19 protein-coding genes and 1 pseudogene are annotated in these 19,751 nt (G+C 73.4%); 10 read left to right on the top strand and 10 right to left on the bottom strand.

Features of this window, described 5'->3' with window-relative positions; all coding sequences use genetic code 11:
• Positions 1 to 109: 109 nt before the first annotated feature.
• Positions 110 to 1,291: a S8 family peptidase gene (locus ACWDX7_RS09955; RefSeq protein ID WP_451490768.1), complete on the bottom strand. Its 1,182-nt coding sequence runs from the start codon at positions 1,289 to 1,291 to the stop codon at positions 110 to 112.
• A 563-nt stretch (positions 1,292 to 1,854) separates the two neighbouring features.
• Between ACWDX7_RS09955 and ACWDX7_RS09950 the strand changes: the two genes are divergently transcribed.
• Positions 1,855 to 3,654, top strand: coding sequence for a thiamine pyrophosphate-requiring protein (locus ACWDX7_RS09950; protein ID WP_451490769.1), 1,800 nt, complete (start codon positions 1,855 to 1,857; stop codon positions 3,652 to 3,654).
• A gap of 9 nt (positions 3,655 to 3,663) precedes the next feature.
• A complete protein-coding gene (locus tag ACWDX7_RS09945; protein WP_451490770.1) occupies positions 3,664 to 4,509 on the top strand; it encodes an SDR family NAD(P)-dependent oxidoreductase in 846 nt (281 codons plus the stop codon).
• A 37-nt stretch (positions 4,510 to 4,546) separates the two neighbouring features.
• Here the strand turns inward: ACWDX7_RS09945 and ACWDX7_RS09940 are convergent.
• Positions 4,547 to 4,780 (bottom strand): annotated as a pseudogene (locus tag ACWDX7_RS09940) (metallophosphoesterase family protein); the annotation flags it as partial.
• A gap of 170 nt (positions 4,781 to 4,950) precedes the next feature.
• Entirely contained in the window at positions 4,951 to 5,361 is a 411-nt protein-coding gene (locus ACWDX7_RS09935; RefSeq protein WP_451490771.1) for an organic hydroperoxide resistance protein, read from the bottom strand.
• A 127-nt stretch (positions 5,362 to 5,488) separates the two neighbouring features.
• On the opposite strand from ACWDX7_RS09935, the gene ACWDX7_RS09930 reads away from it, so the two are divergent.
• Positions 5,489 to 5,965, top strand: a complete 477-nt coding sequence (locus ACWDX7_RS09930) for a MarR family winged helix-turn-helix transcriptional regulator (protein ID WP_451490772.1) — start codon at positions 5,489 to 5,491, stop codon at positions 5,963 to 5,965.
• A 105-nt stretch (positions 5,966 to 6,070) separates the two neighbouring features.
• Positions 6,071 to 7,105, top strand: coding sequence for a PHP domain-containing protein (locus tag ACWDX7_RS09925; protein ID WP_451490773.1), 1,035 nt, complete (start codon positions 6,071 to 6,073; stop codon positions 7,103 to 7,105).
• Here ACWDX7_RS09925 and ACWDX7_RS09920 read toward each other — a convergent pair.
• Entirely contained in the window at positions 7,102 to 8,022 is a 921-nt protein-coding gene (locus ACWDX7_RS09920) for a UbiA family prenyltransferase (RefSeq protein ID WP_451490774.1), read from the bottom strand. The two genes, ACWDX7_RS09925 and ACWDX7_RS09920, sit on opposite strands and share 4 nt — an antisense overlap.
• A gap of 76 nt (positions 8,023 to 8,098) precedes the next feature.
• On the opposite strand from ACWDX7_RS09920, the gene ACWDX7_RS09915 reads away from it, so the two are divergent.
• Genes ACWDX7_RS09915 through ACWDX7_RS09905 form a run of 3 tightly spaced genes read left to right on the top strand, consistent with a single transcriptional unit; the run spans position 8,099 to position 10,803 of the window.
• The gene (locus ACWDX7_RS09915; protein WP_451490775.1) at positions 8,099 to 9,160 is read left to right on the top strand and encodes a type III polyketide synthase; all 1,062 of its coding nucleotides are present in this window, start codon (positions 8,099 to 8,101) and stop codon (positions 9,158 to 9,160) included.
• A 60-nt stretch (positions 9,161 to 9,220) separates the two neighbouring features.
• The gene (locus ACWDX7_RS09910) at positions 9,221 to 9,781 is read left to right on the top strand and encodes an isoprenylcysteine carboxyl methyltransferase family protein (protein WP_451490907.1); all 561 of its coding nucleotides are present in this window, start codon (positions 9,221 to 9,223) and stop codon (positions 9,779 to 9,781) included.
• Positions 9,778 to 10,803, top strand: a complete 1,026-nt coding sequence (locus ACWDX7_RS09905; protein WP_451490776.1) for an NAD(P)/FAD-dependent oxidoreductase — start codon at positions 9,778 to 9,780, stop codon at positions 10,801 to 10,803. Before ACWDX7_RS09910 ends, ACWDX7_RS09905 begins: the two co-directional genes overlap by 4 nt.
• A 69-nt stretch (positions 10,804 to 10,872) precedes the next feature.
• Here the strand turns inward: ACWDX7_RS09905 and ACWDX7_RS09900 are convergent, their stop codons facing one another.
• Both ACWDX7_RS09900 and ACWDX7_RS09895 read right to left on the bottom strand, forming a co-directional pair.
• A complete protein-coding gene (locus ACWDX7_RS09900) occupies positions 10,873 to 11,817 on the bottom strand; it encodes a hypothetical protein (protein ID WP_451490777.1) in 945 nt (314 codons plus the stop codon).
• Between the two features lie 47 nt (positions 11,818 to 11,864).
• Positions 11,865 to 12,695, bottom strand: coding sequence for a hypothetical protein (locus ACWDX7_RS09895; RefSeq protein ID WP_451490778.1), 831 nt, complete (start codon positions 12,693 to 12,695; stop codon positions 11,865 to 11,867).
• A 109-nt stretch (positions 12,696 to 12,804) separates the two neighbouring features.
• On the opposite strand from ACWDX7_RS09895, the gene ACWDX7_RS09890 reads away from it, so the two are divergent.
• Both ACWDX7_RS09890 and ACWDX7_RS09885 read left to right on the top strand, forming a co-directional pair.
• On the top strand, positions 12,805 to 13,542 hold the full coding sequence (locus ACWDX7_RS09890; RefSeq protein ID WP_451490779.1) for an HNH endonuclease family protein: 738 nt from the start codon (positions 12,805 to 12,807) through the stop codon (positions 13,540 to 13,542).
• Positions 13,539 to 13,832 (top strand): hypothetical protein, encoded by a 294-nt coding sequence (locus tag ACWDX7_RS09885; protein ID WP_451490780.1) that lies wholly within the window; start codon positions 13,539 to 13,541, stop codon positions 13,830 to 13,832. Before ACWDX7_RS09890 ends, ACWDX7_RS09885 begins: the two co-directional genes overlap by 4 nt.
• A 42-nt stretch (positions 13,833 to 13,874) precedes the next feature.
• Here the strand turns inward: ACWDX7_RS09885 and ACWDX7_RS09880 are convergent, their stop codons facing one another.
• A complete protein-coding gene (locus ACWDX7_RS09880; RefSeq protein WP_451490781.1) occupies positions 13,875 to 14,408 on the bottom strand; it encodes a GNAT family N-acetyltransferase in 534 nt (177 codons plus the stop codon).
• A gap of 263 nt (positions 14,409 to 14,671) precedes the next feature.
• On the opposite strand from ACWDX7_RS09880, the gene ACWDX7_RS09875 reads away from it, so the two are divergent.
• On the top strand, positions 14,672 to 15,421 hold the full coding sequence (locus ACWDX7_RS09875) for a VOC family protein (protein ID WP_451490908.1): 750 nt from the start codon (positions 14,672 to 14,674) through the stop codon (positions 15,419 to 15,421).
• On the opposite strand, the gene ACWDX7_RS09870 is transcribed toward ACWDX7_RS09875, so the two are convergent.
• The 3 genes from ACWDX7_RS09870 to ACWDX7_RS09860 all read right to left on the bottom strand — a co-directional run bounded on the left by ACWDX7_RS09870 (position 15,399) and on the right by ACWDX7_RS09860 (position 19,694).
• Positions 15,399 to 16,250, bottom strand: a complete 852-nt coding sequence (locus ACWDX7_RS09870; protein ID WP_451490782.1) for a class II glutamine amidotransferase — start codon at positions 16,248 to 16,250, stop codon at positions 15,399 to 15,401. The two genes, ACWDX7_RS09875 and ACWDX7_RS09870, sit on opposite strands and share 23 nt — an antisense overlap.
• Before the next feature lie 94 nt (positions 16,251 to 16,344).
• Positions 16,345 to 17,445, bottom strand: a complete 1,101-nt coding sequence (locus tag ACWDX7_RS09865; protein ID WP_451490783.1) for a glutamate--cysteine ligase 2 — start codon at positions 17,443 to 17,445, stop codon at positions 16,345 to 16,347.
• A 149-nt stretch (positions 17,446 to 17,594) separates the two neighbouring features.
• Positions 17,595 to 19,694 (bottom strand): xanthine dehydrogenase family protein molybdopterin-binding subunit, encoded by a 2,100-nt coding sequence (locus ACWDX7_RS09860; RefSeq protein ID WP_451490784.1) that lies wholly within the window; start codon positions 19,692 to 19,694, stop codon positions 17,595 to 17,597.
• Between the last annotated feature and the right edge of the window lie 57 nt (positions 19,695 to 19,751).

The raw sequence follows: 19,751 nt of genomic DNA, 5'->3' as shown, positions 1-19,751 counted from the left end.
GCGTTGTCGGAGCGCGCGAGTACGGCCACGTACGAGCTGCGCCCCTCCGCCTTGCGATGCACCGCACCAGACAACGCGACCTGATCCACGAAGACCGCCCGGACAGGACCTAGAGGCCGTTGGTGAAGAGGATCTGGTTCGGGGACGAGTTGCTGACGCTGTGCAGGACGTCCTTCGTCGCCTGGTTGGCGATGAACGTGTAGATGTCCGCCGGGGTCGCCGCCGGGTGGTTGGCCTTGTAGAGCGCGGCGACGCCGGCCACGTGCGGGGCGGCCATGGAGGTGCCGCTCAGGGCGATGGCACCGCCGCCGAGCTTGGCCGAGTCGATGGCCTGACCGGGTGCGTAGACCGCGACGCACTGCCCGTAGTTGGAGAAGGAGGTCTCCTCGTCCCACTTGTTGCTGGCCGCCACGGTGAGCACCCTCCGGGCGGAGGCGGGAGAGACGTTGCAGGCGTCCTGGGATTCGTTGCCGGCCGCGACGACCGGGAGGACGCCCGCGTCGGAGAGGGCGTCGGCGGCGTTGTTGACGGCCTCCGACTTGGCTCCGCCGAGGGAGCCGTTGAGGACGGCGGGCTGCTTGGCGTTCTTGGCGACCCAGTCCATGCCGGCGATGATCCCCGACCAGGTGCCCTTGCCGTCGCAGCCCAGGACCCGGACGCTGACGAGGTTGGCCTTGCGGGCGACGCCGTACGTCGCGCCGGCGACCGTGCCGGCGACGTGCGTGCCGTGGCCCTGGCAGTCCAGGCCGTTCTTGCCGTCGCCGATGGCGTCGAAGCCCGGGACGGCACGGCCGCCGAACTCCGCGTGCTTGTAGTCGATGCCGGTGTCCAGGATGTAGGCGGTCACGCCCGCGCCGTTGCCCCGGGGAGTGAAGCTGTTGTCCAGCGGAAGGCTCTGCTGGTCGATCCGGTCCAGGCCCCACGTCGAGGCCGGCCCCCGCAGGGTGCTCGGGGTGGCCGGGCTCGGCAGGGCGGTGATGCTCGCGTCCTCCTCCACAGCCTTCACGCCGAGGGAGTTGCGGACGATCGTCAGCTGCGCCGGGCTGAGCGGAACGGCGAACCCGTTCATCGCCGCCTTGTAGACGAAGCTGGGCTTCAGCTTCAGCCTCTCGGCCAGCTTGACCGCGTCGACCGTCTTGTCGAGCGTCACGATGTACTTGCCGGGCACCGCGTTGGCGGAGGTGTGCAGCGGCGCGGGCTCCGGGGACGGTTGCACCGCGGACGCCGTACCGGCGAGCGCCGGGGTCATCGCGATCAGGGCCGCGGTGGTCAGACGCACGAGCATGCGCATGGAGAGAACTCCCTCGGGTTGGGCAGTCGTCACAGGACGGCCGCTCCCACTCAGGTGTTCGTTCCGGGGGCGGCCTCCCCCTCCATCGGACTGCCCTCGGCCGGGGCTTGAGAGGGCATGGCTCATTCGGCCCACCCACCCCGCACGGCCATCGGAGGGCGGGTCGGCGCCGTGTGGAGTACCGGTTCGCGGACTCCGCAGAAAGGATTGGCCTCGCCGGTCGCAACGCATGCCGCGGCCACCCGGGGGTCCCGCCGCCCGCTCCTTCACCCTCGCGCACGAATCACCCGTACGTCTGCGCGGACGGCACCTGGTGGAGCAATGCCGCGGCTGGAGTGGACCTGTTGCGGTACGGACACGGCCGCCCCCGGGCACGGGGACGTTTGTGCGGCGGCGGACGGGTTAGCCGCGGGGTACGGTGCGCAGCGCGCCGCCGCTCCCGCTCGGTCCGGAGCAGCCGGATATGACGCAATGCGAACGGATACGAGCGGATGCGAGCCAGATATGGGCGCATACGGGCGACCAGAAGAAGGATACGAACGGCTACGGACGGAGTCCGCGCGATGAAGGTCTCGGACCATCTGCTGGAACGGCTGCGGGAGTGGGGCGTGGAGTACGTCTTCGCCTACCCCGGAGACGGGATCAACGGCCTTCTCGCGGCCTGGGGCCGGGCGGATGACGATCCGCGGTTCATCCAGTCACGGCACGAGGAGATGTCGGCCTTCGAGGCCGTCGGGTACGCGAAGTTCTCGGGCCGGACGGCCGTGTGCGCGGCCACCTCCGGCCCGGGGGCCATCCACCTCCTCAACGGCCTCTACGACGCCAAGCTCGACCACGTCCCGGTGGTCGCCATCGTCGGCCAGACCGACCGCACCGCGATGGGCGGCTCCTACCAGCAGGAGGTGGACCTGCTCTCCCTCTACAAGGACGTGGCCTCGGACTTCTGCGAGATGGTCACCGTCCCGCAGCAGCTGCCCAACGTCCTGGACCGGGCCATGCGCGTGGCCACGGCCCGGCGCACCGTCACAGCGGTGATCATTCCCGGGGACGTGCAGGACCTGCCGTACGAGCCGCCCTCCCACTCCTTCAAGATGGTCCCCTCCAGCCAGGGCGTGGGGCGCTTCGCGCCCGTCCCGGCCGAGGAGGAGCTCGCGCGCTGCGCGGAGGTCCTCAACGCGGGCCAGAAGGTCGCGATGCTGATCGGCCAGGGCGCCCGGCACGCTCGCGGCGAGGTGGAGGAGGTGGCCGAGCTGCTGGGCGCGGGCGTGGCCAAGGCGCTGCTGGGCAAGGACGTGCTGCCCGACACGCTGCCCTTCGTCACCGGCTCGATCGGCCTGCTCGGCACCCGGCCCTCGTACGAGCTGATGCGTGACTGCGACACCCTGCTCGTGATCGGCTCCAGCTTCCCTTACAGCCAGTTCCTCCCCGAGTTCGGCCAGGCCAGGGGCGTGCAGATCGACATCGAGCCGGCGCTGGTCGGACTGCGCTACCCCTTCGAGGTGAACGTCGTGGGCGACGCCGCCGAGACGCTCAAGCGGCTGATCCCGCTGCTGGAGCGCAAGACCGACCGGTCCTGGCGCGACACGATCGAGCAGGGCACCGAACGCTGGTGGGAGGTGATGGAGCGCCGGGCCGCGGTCCCCGCCGATCCACTGAACCCGGAGTACGTCGTCCACACGCTGGACGCGCTGCTGCCCGACGACGTCATCCTGGCCGCGGACTCCGGCTCCGCCGCCAACTGGTACGCGCGCCACCTGCGGATGCGGGGCAGCATGCGCGGCTCGCTCTCCGGCACCCTCGCCACCATGGGGCCCGGGGTGCCCTACGTCATCGGCGCGAAGTTCGCCCATCCCGACCGCCCGGCCATCGCCCTCGTCGGCGACGGTGCGATGCAGATGAACGGCATGGCGGAGCTGATCACGATCGCCAAGTACTACCGGCGGTGGTCCGACCGCCGCCTGGTGGTGGCCGTGCTGAACAACCACGACCTGAACCAGGTCACCTGGGAGATGCGGGCCATGGAGGGGGCCCCGCAGTTCGAGCAGTCGCAGGCGCTGCCCGATGTGCGGTACGCCGACTTCGCCGCCCAGCTGGGTCTGTACGGGACCCGGGTGGAACGCCCGGAGGACGTGGAACCGGCCTGGCGCAAGGCGCTGGCCGCCGACCGCCCCTTCGTCATCGATTTCCGCACCGACCCGGCCGTGCCGCCGATCCCGCCGCACTCCACCTTCGACCAGGTCAAAGCGGCGGCCTCGGCCGTGCTGCGCGGGGACAGTGACCGCGCCTCCATGGTCCGCCAGGGCGTCAAGGCGAAAATCCAGGAATTCCTGCCCGGCGGCGGTGACGCGACGCCGGGCGGGTAGCGGCAGCGTATGGACACCTCGCGGCCGGACGCCTCAAGGCTGGACACCTCACGGCCGGACTCCTCGCGGCCCTTGGCCGTGGTCACCGGCGCCTCCAGCGGCATCGGCTTCGAGCTGGCCCGGGAATGCGCGCGGCACGGGTACGACCTGGTGGTGGCCGCCGAGGACGAGCTCCTGTCCGAGGCGGCACGGCGGCTGCGCGTCCACGGTACGCAGGTGCGGGCGGTGCGGACCGACCTGGCCACCTACGACGGCGTGGAGGCCCTCTACGGCGACCTGCGGGCCCTCGGCCGGCCGGTGAGCGCCGCCGTCCTCAATGCCGGCATCGGGCTGGGCGGGCCCTTCCTGGAGACGGACCTCGCCGATCAGGCGCGCGTCATCGACGTCAACATCTCCTCCACGGTGCACCTGGCCAGGCGTCTGCTGGCGGACATGGCCGCACGCGGGGAAGGCCGCCTGCTGATCACTTCCTCGGTCGCGGCGGAGATACCGGGTCCCCACCACGCCGTCTACAACGCCTCGAAGGCCTTCCTGCAGTCCTTCGCCCGCGCGCTGGGCGGCGAGCTGAAGGGCACGGGTGTCACCGTCACCGCCCTCATGCCGGGCGCCACCGATACGCGGTTCTTCGTACGGGCGGGCCTGCTCGACACGCGGGTCGGCCGGATGAAGAAGGACGATCCGGCCGTCGTGGCCCGGCAGGGTTACGCGGCGATGATGGCGGGCCGGCCCCGGAAGGTGGCCGGCTCCCCCCGCACGAAGGCGATGGAGCTGATCACCCGCACGCTCCCGGAGAGCGCCCGGGCGGCCTTGCACCGCCGCTGGGCCGAGCCCCACGGCAGCCGCAGCCACCTTTAGCGGCCGGGACCAGTACGTCAAGGGCCGTCGAGCGGACGCGTTGGCCGCGGCGGTATTCGAGCAGCTCCCGGTCGGCGTTCCCGCTGATCCGGACGGCGCGGTCCCCCAACGGGGTCAACAGGTCCAGTACCTGGGGCGGTTGCGGACCGGCCGCGATGTCGCCGGTGAGCACGACGCGGTCCGCGGCGCGCACTTCTGGTTCGTCGAGCACTGCTTGCAGGGCGGGCAGTACTCCGTGGATGTCGGAGAGGACGGCGACTCGGCTCAGCATGCTCCCTACGGTGAAGGACGCACGGCTGGAGGGGGGCCGTTCGCCGCGCGCGTAGCCGCGTCGCGGTGCGGAGGCGCCGTCTTGCCGTCCGACGGCCGCAGCGTGCCGGGGTGCGGGACGTGTCCGGCCGGTGCGCGCACGATCGACCGGACACCTCCCTGCCGGGATGACTACTCGATGACGAGCTCGACGGCGATGTTGCCGCGGGTGGCCTTCGAGTACGGGCAGACCTCGTGCGCCTGCTTCACCAGCAGGGCGCCCGTCTCGCCCGCCAGGGACTCGGGGAGCTCGATGCGCAGGGTGGCGGCCAGGCCGAAGCCGGCGCCGTCCTTGCCGATGGAGACCTCCGCCGTCACCGACACCTCGCTCGTGTCGGCCTTCGCCTGCCGGCCGACGAGGCCGAGCGCGCTGGCGAAGCACGCCGCGTACCCCGCCGCGAAGAGCTGCTCGGGATTGGTGCCCTGGCCGTTGCCGCCGAGGGCCGGGGGCATGGCCAGCGCCAGGTCGATCTGGCCGTCGGAGCTGACGGTGCGGCCCTCGCGGCCGTTGGCGGTGGCGGTGGCGGTGTACAGCGCGTCCATCGGGGTTCCTCTCACACGGTGGTCCAGGCGTGCGGCCGTGGCCCGACCGCGCTTCACAAGTAGAGCACGCAATTCAGTTGTGCACAATTCAATGCCGCACAAGCGCACCACGGGTACACTGGACCCCATGAGCGAGAAGCCGGCCCAAACCCACCCCGACCAGGACTTCCTACGCCTGGACGGTCAGATCTGCTTCGCCCTCAACGCCGCGAGCCGTGCCTTCGGCGGGCTCTACCGCGTCATCCTCAAGGACCTGGGACTGACCTACCCCCAGTACCTGGTCATGCTGGTGCTCTGGGAGCACGGCGAGATGCCGGTCAAGGAGATCGGGCGGCACCTGCGGCTGGACTCCGGGACGCTGTCCCCCCTGCTCAAGCGGCTCGAAGCGGCCGGTCTGGTGCGCCGCGAGCGCAGCGCCGAGGACGAGCGGTCCGTGCACGCCCACCTCACCGAGGAGGGACGGGCGCTGCGCGCCCGCGCGCAGGAGGTGCCGCGGCGGATCGCGACCGCCACCGGATTCGACCTCTCGGAGATCCAGGACCTCCAGGCGCGCCTGAACCGGCTCACCACCGCCCTCGACGCCGCGGTCCCGCAGGAGCCGTAGCCCAGCCGTAGGCTCGGGCGGAGCCCCGGCACCCGTCGGCGCGCTCCCGCGTGCTCCGCTGCGGGGCACCCCGCCCCTTGTCACACTGGGACCAGGAGGTACGCGATGGACCCGGTTGCGGCGCTGGACCGGATCGCCTTCCTGCTGGAGCGCGCGCAGGCGCCGACGTACCGGGTCCGGGCCTTCCGGACGGCGGCCGCGGCCCTCGTCCGAATGGGCGAGCGCGAGATGGCCGAGCGGGCCGGTGCCGGTTCGCTGGAGGCGGTGAAGGGCATCGGTCCGACCACCGCCAAGGTCATCGTCGAAGCGCTCGGCGGGGCGGTCCCGAGCTATCTGCGGAAGCTGGAGGACGAGGTCGCGGCGCTCCCCGAGGGACCGCCGGCCACACCGGCCGCCGCCGCGCTGCGGGCGGCTCTGCGCGGTGACTGCCATGTGCACTCGGACTGGTCCGACGGGGGCAGCCCCATCGAGGCCATGGGCCGGGCCGCGGCCCACCTCGGCCACTCCTGGGCGGTGCTCACCGACCACTCGCCGCGCTTGACCATCGCCCGGGGGCTCTCGCCGGAGCGGCTGCGCGAACAGTTGCGGGTGGTGGCGGAGCTGAACGAGACGTGGGCGCCGTTCCGGCTGCTCACCGGCATCGAGTGCGACATCCTGCCTGACGGTTCCCTGGACCAGGAGCCGGAGCTGCTGGACCAGCTCGACGTCGTCGTCGCCTCCGTCCATTCGAAGCTGCGCATGGACCGCCCGGCCATGACGCGCCGGATGCTCACAGCCGTACGCAACCCCCTCATGGACGTCCTCGGCCACTGCACCGGGCGGCTGGTGACCGGCCGGGGCCGCCCCGAGTCCCAGTTCGACGCCGAGAAGGTCTTCGCCGCGTGCGCGCAGTCCGGTACGGCGGTGGAGATCAACAGCCGGCCGGAGCGGCTGGATCCGCCGCGGAGGCTGCTGCGGCTGGCCGTGGAGAGCGGCGCGTTGTTCGCGATCGACACGGACGCGCATGCCCCGGGCCAGCTGGACTGGCAGATCCTCGGCTGCGAACGGGCGGTGGAGTGCGGCGTTCCGGCCGATCGCGTCATCAACACCTGGACCGCGGACCAACTGCTGACCTGGACCCGCACCCGAAGCACCCCCTAACGGCGGAGCTCCATCAGGAGCAGCACCACATCGGCTCCGGCGACCGCCATCGTGGCGAGGAAGGGGAGGCGACCGCCCGGCCGGAAGGCGGCGAGGAGGAGCGCCGCGGCCGTCACCGCCAGCAGCATCCAGCCGTACGCGGTCACCCGCCCGGGCGGTCCCGTCACCAGGGCGACGGTCGACCCGAGGACGAGGAGGCCCGCGAGGACGGCCGCCGGCCGGGCTCCGAGCCGCTGCGGCAGACCCCTGACCCCGGTGGCGAGGTCGTCGTCGATGTCGGGCAGGACGTTGGCGAAGTGCGCACCCGCTCCCAGGAGGGCCGCGGCGGCCGTCAGCCACGGCGGGGGCCAGGGCGCGCCCGGCAGGCCCAAGGTGACGAAAGCGGGCAGCAGGCCGAAGGCCAGGGCGTACGGGAGCCAGGAGAAGGGCGTGCTCTTCAGTCCGAGGTTGTACGCCCAGGCGGCCGCCACACCGGCGAGGTGCACGGCGCCGGCGAGCGGCCCGCACGCGAGCGACAGGGGGACGCAGAGCAGCAGGGTCAAAGCCGCGGCCCCGGCCACGGTGGCGGGGCCCACCGTACCGGCCACCAGCGGTTTGTCCCGGCGGCCCGTGGCCAGGTCGCGCCGGTGATCGGCCCGGTCGTTGCACCAGCCCACCGACAGCTGGCCGACGGCGACGGCGCCCACGGTGAGGGCGGCCCCGGGCAGACCGCGGCCCACGGCGGCCGTCAGTGCGGCGGCGAGGAGGGTGACGGCCGCGGCGGGTACGGGGTGGCACGCGACCACCAGGCCGGAAAGTCGGGCGCGGCGTGCGTCGGCGGAGACGGACGGTGCGGCGGCGGGGGCGGGGGCGGGGGACGCCGAGGCCGAGGTGGGCGGGCCGGGCGGGCGTCGGGGGTCGGTGGTTCGGGCGGACACGGTGCCACGCTATGCGGCGGCGCGCCCGGTTCACGTGATTCCTTATGAAGTGTCAGTTTCTTCCTATGGTGAATCAATGACACGTGTCCTGGCAGTGAGCAGCGTGCTGGCGCCGCATCGCCATCAGCAGTCGGAGATCACGGCAGCGCTCTCCCGTTTCCTCCCGCCGGGCTCCGACCCCGCCCTCCTGCGCCGCGTTCACGCCTCCGTACACGTGGACACCCGCCATCTCGCCCTCCCGCTGGCGCGGTACGGGCCGTCCAACGATTTCGGCGCCACCAACGCGCTCTTCGTGGAAACGGCCCTGGAGCTGGGCGCCGCGGCGACCGAACTGGCCCTCGCCGATGCCGGTCTGACCGCACGGGAGATCGACTTCGTGATGTCCACCACGGTGACGGGCCTGGCCACGCCCTCCCTCGAAGCCCGCCTCGCCACGCGCGCCGGCCTGCGCCCCGACGTGAAGCGGATGCCGCTCTTCGGCCTCGGCTGCGCGGCCGGCGCCGCGGGGGTCGGCCATCTCCACGACTATCTGACGGGCCGGCCCGGCCATGCGGCCCTCCTGCTGTCCACCGAGCTCTGCTCCCTCACCCTCCAGTCCACCGACACCTCCATGGCGAACCTGGTGGCCGGCGCCCTCTTCGGCGACGGGGCGGGCGCCCTGCTGGCGGTCGGGAGCGGTCACCCGCTGCACACAGCGGGCGCGGGGCCCACGGTGGTGGCCTCGCGCAGCCGTCTCTACCCGGGCACCGAGCACCTGCTGGGCTGGGACATCGGCCACTGGGGCTTCCGCATGGTGCTCGACCGTGAAGTCCCGGAGCTGGTGAGGCTGCACGTGGTCGAGGAGGTCGAGACGTTCCTCGCCGCCCACGACCTCAAGCCAGCGAACGTCGACGCGTGGATCTGCCACCCCGGCGGTCCGAAGATCCTGGACGTCCTGGAGGAGGCACTCGGGCTGCCCGAGGCCGCCTTCGCCGCGAGCAGGCGCTCCCTGGCGGCCGTCGGCAACCTCTCCTCGGCCTCGGTCCTGCACATCCTGAACGGCATCCAGACGGCCGGGCCGCCTCCGCCCGGAGCGGTCGGTCTGATGATCGCGTTCGGTCCGGGCTTCGCCTCCGAACTCGTCCTGCTCCGCTGGTGACCGGTGACCGGTGACCTCATGTCGATGACCTCGTGGACGTCGATGACCTCGTGGACGTCGATGACCTGGTACCTGGTGCTCATCGTCCTCGTCGTGGCCGAGCGTCTCGCCGAACTGGTCATGGCTCGCCGCCATACCGCGTGGAGTCTGGCGCGCGGTGGCCGCGAGTACGGCCGCGGCCACTATCCGGCCATGGTGGCCCTGCACACCGCGCTGCTGGTGGGCTGCCTGGTGGAACCGTGGGCCGCTGACCGCCCGTTCGTCGCCGTGCTGGGCTGGCCGGCTCTCGGCGTGGCCGTGGCGGCCCAGGGGCTCCGCTGGTGGTGCGTCACCACCCTCGGACCGCGCTGGAACACGCGGGTGTTCGTCGTCCCCGCTCTGCCGCTCGTGGCGGCGGGACCCTACCGCCTGCTGCGCCACCCCAACTACGTGGCGGTCGTGGCGGAAGGCGCCGCGCTGCCGCTGGTGCACAGCGCCTGGTGGACCGCGCTCGGCTTCACCGTGCTCAACCTCGGGCTGCTGCGCGTGCGGATCCGCTGCGAGGACTCCGCCCTGGCGCAGGCGGGCCGGCCCGCCGCCTCCCCGCCCGCCGCCGTAGCGGCATCGGGCGGCGCGCCGTGATCGACCTGCTGGTCGCCGGGGGCGGACCGGCCGGGCTGGCCACCGCCATCCACGGCGCCCTCGCCGGGCTGGAGGTGGTGGTCGCGGAACCGAGGCCCACCCCCATCGACAAGGCCTGCGGCGAAGGCCTGATGCCCGGGGCCGTACGCCGCCTCCTGGAGCTGGGCGTTCCGGTGGCCGGACAGCCGTTCGACGGCATCCGGTATCTGGACGCCGTCAGCGGCCGGCACGCGCAGGGGCTGTTCCGCTCCGGCCCCGGCCTCGGCACCCGCCGTACCGTCCTGCAGGGCGCGCTGGCGCGGCGCGCGGCCGAGCTGGGCGTACGGGTCGTCCCCCGGCGCGTCGGCGAGGTCCGGCAGGACGAGGACCGCGTCACCGCGGCCGGGCTCACCGCCCGGTACCTGGTGGCGGCGGACGGCCTGCACTCCCCCGTCCGGCGGGGCCTGGGCCTGTCGGCTCCGGCCGCGCCCGGCCGGCCCGCGCGCTACGGCCTGCGCCGCCACTACGCGGTGGCGCCCTGGACCGATCTGATCGAGGTGCACTGGTCGGACCGCTGCGAGGCCTACGTCACCCCGCTGGCGCCCGACCTGATCGGCGTGGCCGTCCTGACCACGGAGCACGCGCCCTTCGACGTACAGCTCGCCCGCTTCCCGCTGCTCTCGGCGCGGCTGCCGCCGGCTGCCGGTTCCCCGGTGCGCGGCGCGGGGCCGCTGCGGCAGGAGGCCCGCGTACGGGTGGCGGGCCGGGTGCTCTTCGTGGGTGACGCCGCCGGGTACATCGACGCCCTCACCGGTGAGGGGCTCACCCTGGCCGTGACGGCGGCCGGCGAACTCGTCCGCTGTGTGCGGGCCGGGCGGCCGCAGGCGTACGAGCGGGCCTGGCGCGAGCTGTCGCGCAGCTACCGCACCCTCACCGCGTCGTTGCTGTGGGCGCGGGCCCGGCCCCGGCTCGCACCGAGGATCGTCCCGCTGGCCGCCCGCCTCCCCCGCGTGTTCACCGGGGCGGTGAACCTGCTCGCGTAGGCCCCGTCCGGGCGCCGGGGCGTGCGGCGGCGGCCCGCGCGGTGCCCGGGGCGCCGCCTGAGCCGGTCCTCACGTGCGCTCGGGCACGGTCTGCCGGTCCGGCTCCGGGCGCAGGGCCACACCGGCGAGGAGGGCGCCGATCGCGGCGCACACCACCGCGACGACGCTCGCCCAGGGCAGCGAGGAGCCCAGCGCGTGGGCCAGGGGGTTGCGGTGCACCGCGCCCCCGAGCAGGTGCAGGGCGACGACGCCGATCGCGGTGAGGGCGCCCGCCCGCCACACCGCCGTGATGTCCCGCACGGCCAGCAGCAGGCCGAATCCCAGGCACAGCAGGGTGACGAGGAGCGGGAGCAGGTGGCCGGGTGTGGCGGGCGGCAGGCTCGTCAGGTCCTGGGGAAGGTGGAGGGCGCCGCCGGCCAGCAGGGTGAGCGCCACGGGCCAGCGCAGGGCCTGCCGCAGGGTGCGCGGGGGCCGGGGCGCGCGGGGCGTGCGGCGGCGGCGCGCGGTGCGGGCGTCCGCCGCCGGGGTCTGCGCGCCGTCGGCTGCGCCGTCCGGGTCCTGGTCCTGCTGCTCGCGCGGCTCCTGGGAGGACCCGGCCGCCTCGGCGGAGTCCTGGTCCTCGGCCCCTGCCTCTTCGGGCTCCTCCTTGGCGAGGATGCTCACCAGCAGGGCGACGTCCTCGATGGACCGTCCGACGGCGGCCGCGCGCAGGGTGATGTCGGCTTCGACCACCTCCTGCGGGGACTCCCCCAGCAGGGCGACCAGCCGCCGCACCTCCTGCACGGGCCGGGTGACGGCGGCCGTGCGCAGCGCCTCGTGTACGGGGTTGGGGTGCTGGCCGGTCTCCTTCAGGAGGGCGACCAGCGCGGTGACCTCCTCCAGCGGACGGCAGGTGGCCACCGTTTCCAGCAGGGTGTGTATGGGCTCCGCGCCCGTTTCGCCCGGAGCGGTGTCATCGGGGGGCTCGTGGCCGTCTGCGTCATCCATCGCCGCGAGCGTGGTGGGGTCGTTCATCGAAGGCTCCGTTCGCCGCCGCACGGGTGTGCACCATCGCGCGCCGGTCATCGTGCATCACGGGAAGCGCACGCTTTGTTACATCTAGTGCCACTTCTTCCCACTGCGCCATTCGGGGCGGGCAAACGGGGGGGGTCTCCCACTGCGGCGCACGGTCCGATGCGGGCCTGTCGTCGGTGGCAGAGGCCCGGGCTCAGCGCTTGTGGCGCAGCGCCGCGTTGGCCACGAGCACGTCGATCTGGCCCGCCGCGGCCAGCAGGTTCCTCGATCGCGTCACGGTCGGCCAGGTCCGCGGGGACGGCCCGCCCGCCCAGTTTCCCGGCCATCGCCTCCAGCAGGTCGCCGCGGCGCCCGGTGAGCACCATCTCACCGCCACGGGCGGCCAGGCGGGCCGCCAGGGCCTGCCCGATCCGGGTGAGCAACGCGTCCGTCAGGGCGAACCGCTCCTCCCACGACGAGGCAGCGCCCAGTCGCTCTCGGATCCGTGCCGCGTCCCGGCCCCACAGGTCGTCGAGGGCCACCACGGTGCGGTCCGGCTCCGCCGGGCAGACGCCGAGCACCGCCCGCGCGGCCACCGGGGACAGGCGCACCTCCACGCACTCGATGCCCTCGCCCCGCGTACGGATCCCGCCGGCCGGGAGCCCGGCGACGAGGCTTCCCCGCTGCCGGCAGCCGCTCGTGTCGTCCACCACGAGCCAGCCGTCGCCGAATTGCAGCACCAGCGTGACGGCCGGGTGCGGAACCGCCCGCAGGGCGACCGGTCCGGTCCCGTGATCGCGGAACCCGGCCATGCCCACCCCCGCGAGCCGACTGGGCCGCGACGGTCGCGCGACCTCCCACCCGCCCGCGGAGTCCCGCTCGTGCACGGTAGGTCGCATCACCCCATGCTACGTGCGCTACGTGTCGGCTCCTTGGCCTTCCGGTGATCGCATCCGGTTCTGGGTAGTCTTCCCGGAACAGCGTGCGCAGTCGGTTCGGGGTGGGGTCATGGAGCGTCAGATACGGGTGTCCGGTGCGGCTCTGGCGGTGTCGCTGCTGCTGAGCGCGGCCGGTTGCTCCGGTCCGGGGGACGCGGGCGGTTCCGGCGGGGACCCGAAGCCGCCTTCCGCCTCGCGCCGGGCTTCCTCGGCCGCCCCCGCCCCGGCCGGTGAGGGCAAGCCCGCCGGCGACGCGCTGCCCGGCATGGTGTCCGCCGCCGTGGCCCGCACGCAGCTGGCCGCGCTGAAGGTGGCGCCGGTGGGCACGATGTCGGGGTACAGCCGCGCCAAGTTCGCGCACTGGGCGGAGCAGGGCGAGAAGTGCGATACGCGCGAGACGGTACTGAAGCGCGACGGCGCCGACGTCACGCGGGACTCCGAATGCCGGGCCGTCTCCGGCAGCTGGAAGAGCCTGTACGACGGCGAGGTCGTCACCGACGCGGGGAAGGTGGACATCGACCACATGGTTCCCCTCGCCGAGGGCTGGCGCTCCGGCGCGGCCGGCTGGGACGCCGCCAAACGCAAGGCCTTCGCCAATGACCTGACCCGACCTCAGCTGCTGGCGGTCACCGCCTCCTCGAACCGCTCGAAGGGCGACCAGAGCCCCGACCTGTGGCAGCCGCCGCAGCGGTCCGGCTGGTGCCTGTACGGCCGGGCCTGGACCACCGTCAAGTCGACCTACGAACTGACCGTCACGGAGCCGGAGAAGAAGATGCTCACCACCATGCTGGACAGCTGCGCGTCATGACCTCCCGGAACGACTCACCACAGCAGTGGCAGGACCAGGTGCTCGCCGGGCCGGGGGGCGCGATGACCGACGAGGTCGGCGTCATCACCGGCCCGCTCACCCTGCGCACCACCGCGCTGCCCGGAGGGCGGGTCCGGTTCGACGTGCAGTACACCGACGCCGACGAGTGGTACACCCTCACCGGCAGTCCCCTCCCCGACGGCGGCGACCCGGCGGCCCTGCACGGCGCCGCCCTCGCGGCGATCCGCGCCGGGGGCGAAGCCCGCGCCCCCGGCACCGGCCCCGCCTGAGCGGCGGCCGCCCAGCGCCCGGGTCCGGAGCCGCCCCGCCGCTCAGGCCTCGTACTCGGTGAGGTCGATGCTGTGGATGTTCAGGAGGTGGCCGTACTCGGGGTGCGTGGCGTCACGCTCGTGCACCATGCCGAGCTTGCGGATGACGTTCTCGGACTCGTCGTTGCCCGCCCGGTTGATCGCCACGACCCGGTCGAGGCCGCGGTCCTGGAGCGCGAACTCCAGGGTGGCGTGGGCGGCCTCGGAGGCGTAGCCCTGGCCCCAGTACGAGCGGCCCAGCCGCCAGGTGATCTCCACCGCCGGGAGCACCTCGGGCAGGTACTCGGGCAGGGAAAGGCCGGTGCAGCCGATCAGTTCGCCCGAGGCCAGGAGTTCGACGGCGAAGATCCCGAAGCCCTCCTCGTCCCACTCCTCTTCCCAGCGCTCGATGTCCTCGGCGGTCTCCTCCAGGTCGCGGACCGAGCCGTCGCCGATCCACCGCATCACCTCCGGGTCCCCGTTGATCTCGGACAGGGGGATGAGGTCGTCGTCGTGCCAGCGGCGGAGGATGAGGCGGGGGGTCAGGATCTCGGTCATACGGCCATCCTGCCGAACACCGGTGCCCAGCGGTAATCGGGGTGCCGTTCCCCGTGAGCAGGGCGGACGCATGGGGGCGAGCGGTCAGCGGACCGGCGCGGGTACGCGCGGCGTCCCCCGCGCGTCGCGCGTACCCCCGTGGGGGCGGGGCGCTACTTCTTGTACTCGGACGGGCCGCCGACCGCGGCGCACGACGGACGGAGCGATCGGGCGTGGAGATTTCGACCGGGGAGGTCTTCGGGGCTCCGTGCTGGGTGAGCCTGATGGCCCGTGACCTGGAGATGACGCAGCGCTTCTACGGGGCGGTCGCGGGCTGGACCTTCCGCCCGGCCCGGTTGGGCGAGGGCTTCTCGGTGGCGGAGCTGGACGGGGTGCCGGTGGCGGGCATCGGCGCGCTGGCCGGGGACCTGGCGATGCCCGTGGCGTGGACCCCGTACTTCGCCGTCGACGACGCCGATGTGGCGGCGGCCCGCATCCGGGAGCGCAGCGGCACGCTCGCGGTCGGGCCGGTCTCCTTCGCCTCGGGCGGCCGCGGGGCTCTCGCGGCCGATCCGGACGGCGCCGTCTTCGGGGTCTGGCAGGGCGCGGTGTCGGCCGACTGGCGTGTCGGCAGGGGGCCGGCGCCGGCCTGGCTGGAGCTGCGGACCAGGAACGCCTTCGACGCGGCGATCTTCTACGGCGGCGTGCTGGAGTGGGCCACCGGCCGGGCCGGCTGCTGCGAGGTCTCCTACGAAGAGGACCAGGTCGTCCTGCGGCAGGCCGGTGAACCGGTCGCCCGTCTCAACAGCGGTCCCGTCGAGATCGCCGCGTACTCCTCGCACATCAGGCCCCGCTGGCACGTCCACTTCCGCGTGCCGCGGCTTGAGCCCGCGGTCGAGGCGGCGGTGGCGCTCGGCGGGAGCACCGTAACGGAGGTCACGTCGAACGCCACCGAGCGATGGGTGACGCTGCGTGATCCGGACGGGGCGCTGTTCGCGCTGACGACGTCCGTCACCACGGGGGTTCCGGAATGAAGGGGAGGTGGTCCTCTTCCCCGGGGTCGCCGGGGATCACCGTGTAGCTGGCCTCGGGGATCTCGTTCCACACGTCGGGGAAGTTCCCCAGCGGTTCGGAGACCACGAGCCGCGTCGCGTCGGAGACCTCCCGGAGGAATTCCAGCTCGGGGTAGAGGTGGCGGACGGTCTTCGCCTTGCTGCTGTAGTACAGGGACCGGGACCTGCCCTGGCTGGAATAGCGGAAGGCCCACAGCCGCTCGCCGTTGCTCACCGCGACCGTCATCTGCAGGGGCTCCGCCACGCCGTGTTCCTTGCCGAGGCGCTCCACCAGACCCGCCATCCGGGCCACCGCACGCGGCGGGTCCTGGTCGAGGCCGAAGGTGACGGCCAGGTAGAACATGACCTCGGAGTCCGTGGACCCTTCGATGCAGGAGAACAGGGCCGGGTCGACGGCCATGCACAGGTCGCGCCGCAGCCGGTGGAAGTCCGTGATGACCCCGTTGTGCATCCACATCCAGCGCCCGTGCCGGAAGGGATGGCAGTTGGTCTGCTGGATCGCCGAACCGGTGGAGGCGCGGACGTGCGCGAAGAACAGCGGCGAGCGGACGTGCCCGGCCAGCTCGCGCAGGTTGCGGTTGCTCCAGGCCGGTGCGATGTCGCGGAAGATGGCCGGGGTGCCGTCGCCGGTGCCGTCGGCGCTGTACCAGCCGATGCCGAAGCCGTCGCCGTTCGTCGATTCCACACCCATCCGCGCGTGGAGGCTCTGGTCGATGAGCGAGTGCTCCGGGCGGTAGAGCACTGAGTCGAGCAGCATCGGCGAACCCGAATAGGCGAGCCAGCGGCACATGACGGATCATCCCTTCTCAGCCTGGTCCGAGCCTAAGCCCAGCAGGCACCCGAAGCCCTGTCGGCGGGCCGGTCGGCTGACGTGGCGCCGCGCTCTACGCGGCGGTGGTGGTGAGGCGCGCGCACTCCCGCACGACGGCCCCGAGGTCTCCTGTGGTGCGGTGCAGTGCCCGCTGTACGCGTGCCCCGTTGCCGTGCTCGAAGAGCTCGGCGATGCCCTGCCGGGCGGCCGCCGCGTCCCGGTGGTCCTCCAGCGCTTCGCGGACGTGCTCGTACAGCGTGTCCACGGCGACCCGGGCGGGCACCTCACGCATGGTCGCCGGGTGGATGAGCGGTCCGTCCAGGCCGGAGCGGGCCGCCCGCCACGCCGCCAGGCGCAGCAGGCTCACGCTGGTCCGCGCCGGGGGTCTGCCCGCCCGCCACGCGCGCGCGGCCGTTTCCACGAGGCCGCGTACGAGGGTGGCCACCAGGACGGTCGTGGAGGGGTGCAGGCACACGTCCGCGACGCGGATCTCCACGGTCGGATAGTGCGCCGACAGCCGGGCGTCGAAGTAGATCATGCCCTTGTCGCGCAGCACGCCGGTCTCCACCATGGCGGCCACCTGCTCGTGGTAGCGGGTGGCGGAGCCGAAGATCTCCGTGGGACCGGCCGAGGGCCAGCGGTTCCACACGCAGCTGCGATAGCTGTCGTAGCCGCTGTCCTGGCCCTGCCAGAAGGGCGAATTGCTGCTGATCGCGTTCAGGACGGGCAGCCAGGGCCGGATCCGGTCCAGGACCGCCACGCCCTCCTCGTCCGATCCGACGGACACGTGGACGTGGCAGCCGCAGGTCAGCTGCTCCTGCGCCGTCAGACCGTACCGCTCGGCCATCCACTGGTAGCGCTCCCCCGGGGTCGTGGAGGGGACCACCCGCAGCGGTGAGGTGGCCAGCGCGGCCACCTTCGCGCCGGCCGGTTCGGCATGGCGGGCGGCCACCGCGCGCCATCTTCTGATCTCGTCGGCCAGCGCTTCCATGGTGATCACCGGACGGGTGGCGAATTCGACCTGTTCGCGCTTGAGCTCCTTCTCGAAGATGTGGTCCGTACCGCAGGCGGTGTCGCGCGCGGCCGCGGCCAGGACGGCGGCCGAAACCGACAGCGGCTGCCCGCTCCCGGCTTCCACGAGGAGCAGTTCCTCCTCCACGCCTACGCTTCGCACGCCCCACCCTCCAGGTTCGGGTCCGACGTCGTACCACTGCTGCTTGACTGCCCTTCCGCACCGGCCGCCATGCGGGGCGGGCGGGCCCGCGTGGCGGCCCGTCACCGCCGGAGCCGCGGTCGCCGGGGCGGCGGTCACCGGGGGCGCGCTCACCGGGGCCGGCCGAGCGCCGCCAGGACCCGGTCCGGCGTGAGGGGGAGCTCGCGCAGGCGGTGCCCGGTGGCGTGGGCGACGGCGTTGCCGATGGCGGCCGCCGCGCCGACGATGCCGAGCTCGCCGATGCCTTTGCCGCCGGTCGGGTTGAGGTGTTTGTCGTGCTCGTCGATCCAGTGGACCTCGACGGCGGGGACATCGGCGTTGACGGGCACGTGGTAGGCGGCCAGATCGCTCTGGGGAAAGTCACCGTAGGCCGGGTCGACGGTGCTGTGCTCGGTGAGGGCCATGCCCAGGCCCATGATCATGCCGCCGGCGAGCTGGGAGCGCGCCGTCACCGGGTTGAGGATGCGGCCGGCTGCGAAGACCCCGAGCAGGCGCCGGACCCGTACCTCGCCGGTGACCGTGTCGACCGCCACCTCGGCGAAGTGCGCGCCGAAGGCGTGGCGGGCGTACGGGGACTTCTGCTTGGCCGACTGGGTGGTGTCGGCGGAGGCGGACAGGCCTTCGGCCGGCAGCGGCCCGTGGTGGCGGGCCAGGCGGGCGGCCAGGGCGGTGCAGGCGCTGTGGACCGCCCAGCCCCAGGAGGCGGTGCCGGAGGAGCCGCCGGCGAGGGGCGCATGGGGCAGGCCGGTGTGGCCGATGGAGGCTGTGACGGAGTCGAGCGGCACGCCGAGGGTGTCGGCGGCCACCTGGGCGAGGACGGTCCGGGCGCCGGTCCCGATGTCGGTGGCGTTGAGCTCCACGAGGTAGCTGCCGTCGGGGCGGGCGTGGGCCCGGGCGGTGGAGGGGACGACGTAGACCGGGTAGGTGGCGGCGGCGACCCCGCTGCCGACCAGGAGCGGCCCGGCCCGGCGGGGCGTGCGCGCGCGGTCCCAGCCGAAGCGGGTCGCGCCCTCGCGCAGGCATTCCACGAGGTGGCGGCTGCTGAAGGGCCGGCCGCTGTCGGGTTCGGTGGCGGGCTCGTTGCGGACGCGCAGCTCGACGGGGTCGATGCCGAGGGCGTCGGCCAGTTCGTCCATGGCCGATTCGAGCGCGTACATGCCGGGTGCCTCGCCCGGGGCGCGCATCCACGAGGGGGTGGGCACGTCCAGGGCGACGACGCGGTGGGTGGTGCGGCTGTCGGGGACGGCGTACATGACGCGGGCGGGTACGGCGGCCTGCTCGACGAACTCCCGGATGCGGGAGGTGTGGGTGGTGACCTCGTGCGTGAGCGCGGTGAGGGTGCCGTCGGGCCGGGCGCCCAGCGCGATCCGGTGCAGGGTGGGCGCCCGGTGTCCGACTACGGCGGGCAGGTGCTGCCGCGGCAGCGCGAGCTTGACGGGGCGGCCGGTGTGCCGGGCGGCCATGGCGGCCAGGACCACGTGCGGCCGCGGGGTGCCCTTGCTGCCGAAGCCGCCGCCGACGTGTTCGGAGACGACGGTGATGCGGTCCTCCGGGAGATCGAACAGCGAGGCCAGGGCCGCCCGGACCGGCCCGGCGCCCTGGCTGGAGTCGTACACGGTCAGGTGTCCGCCGGCGGCGTCCCAGGCGGCGGTGGCGGCGTGCGGCTCCATGGGGTGGTTGTGCAGCGGCGGCACCGTGTAGGCGCAGTCGACCCGTACGGGTGCGGCGGCCAGCGCCGTGTCGGGGTCGCCGTGTTCGCGGTGGGCGGGTTCGCCGCCGTTGACCTCTTCGGGCGTGTAGGCGCCGGGGTGGTCGCCGCTCAGCCGTACGTCGTGGTCCTCGGCGGCGTAGGTGACGCGTACCGCTTCGGCGGCGGCCCGTGCGCGCTCGGGGGTGTCGGCGACGGCGAGCGCCACGTACCAGCCGCGGTGCGGGACGGCCGTGTCCTGGAGGATCCGGAGGGCGGGGTCGTCGGCCGGACCCAGGCGGGGGGCGTTGTCCGGGGTGAGGACGGCCAGTACGCCGGGGAGGGCCAGGGCGGCGCCGGTGTCGACGGCCGTGACGCGGCCGCGGGGGACGGCGGCGGGTACGGGCCAGGCGTGGGCGCAGCCCGGTGGGGTGTGGTCGGCGGCGTATCGCGCGGATCCCGTGACCTTCTCCAGGCCCTCCGCCCGGACGGCGGGGGAACCCAGTGCGGTGTGGGGGCGCATTCCCTGCTCCTCTTCGTGGTGCGGGCGGTTCGGGTGCGGGCGGGCTACGGTCAGGCC

Source organism: Streptomyces sp. NPDC003034 (assembly GCF_053591375.1).
This window is presented reverse-complemented; position numbering and strand designations above follow the sequence as displayed.

Coding starts and splice junctions, on each gene's coding strand:
- ACWDX7_RS09955 (WP_451490768.1), bottom strand. CDS start 1,291: ATGCGCATGCTCGTGCGTCTGACCACCGCGGCCCTGATCGCGATGACC.
- ACWDX7_RS09950 (WP_451490769.1), top strand. CDS start 1,855: ATGAAGGTCTCGGACCATCTGCTGGAACGGCTGCGGGAGTGGGGCGTG.
- ACWDX7_RS09945 (WP_451490770.1), top strand. CDS start 3,664: ATGGACACCTCGCGGCCGGACGCCTCAAGGCTGGACACCTCACGGCCG.
- ACWDX7_RS09935 (WP_451490771.1), bottom strand. CDS start 5,361: ATGGACGCGCTGTACACCGCCACCGCCACCGCCAACGGCCGCGAGGGC.
- ACWDX7_RS09930 (WP_451490772.1), top strand. CDS start 5,489: ATGAGCGAGAAGCCGGCCCAAACCCACCCCGACCAGGACTTCCTACGC.
- ACWDX7_RS09925 (WP_451490773.1), top strand. CDS start 6,071: ATGGACCCGGTTGCGGCGCTGGACCGGATCGCCTTCCTGCTGGAGCGC.
- ACWDX7_RS09915 (WP_451490775.1), top strand. CDS start 8,099: ATGACACGTGTCCTGGCAGTGAGCAGCGTGCTGGCGCCGCATCGCCAT.
- ACWDX7_RS09910 (WP_451490907.1), top strand. CDS start 9,221: ATGACCTGGTACCTGGTGCTCATCGTCCTCGTCGTGGCCGAGCGTCTC.
- ACWDX7_RS09900 (WP_451490777.1), bottom strand. CDS start 11,817: ATGAACGACCCCACCACGCTCGCGGCGATGGATGACGCAGACGGCCAC.
- ACWDX7_RS09895 (WP_451490778.1), bottom strand. CDS start 12,695: ATGCGACCTACCGTGCACGAGCGGGACTCCGCGGGCGGGTGGGAGGTC.
- ACWDX7_RS09890 (WP_451490779.1), top strand. CDS start 12,805: ATGGAGCGTCAGATACGGGTGTCCGGTGCGGCTCTGGCGGTGTCGCTG.
- ACWDX7_RS09885 (WP_451490780.1), top strand. CDS start 13,539: ATGACCTCCCGGAACGACTCACCACAGCAGTGGCAGGACCAGGTGCTC.
- ACWDX7_RS09880 (WP_451490781.1), bottom strand. CDS start 14,408: ATGACCGAGATCCTGACCCCCCGCCTCATCCTCCGCCGCTGGCACGAC.
- ACWDX7_RS09875 (WP_451490908.1), top strand. CDS start 14,672: ATGGCCCGTGACCTGGAGATGACGCAGCGCTTCTACGGGGCGGTCGCG.
- ACWDX7_RS09870 (WP_451490782.1), bottom strand. CDS start 16,250: ATGTGCCGCTGGCTCGCCTATTCGGGTTCGCCGATGCTGCTCGACTCA.
- ACWDX7_RS09860 (WP_451490784.1), bottom strand. CDS start 19,694: ATGCGCCCCCACACCGCACTGGGTTCCCCCGCCGTCCGGGCGGAGGGC.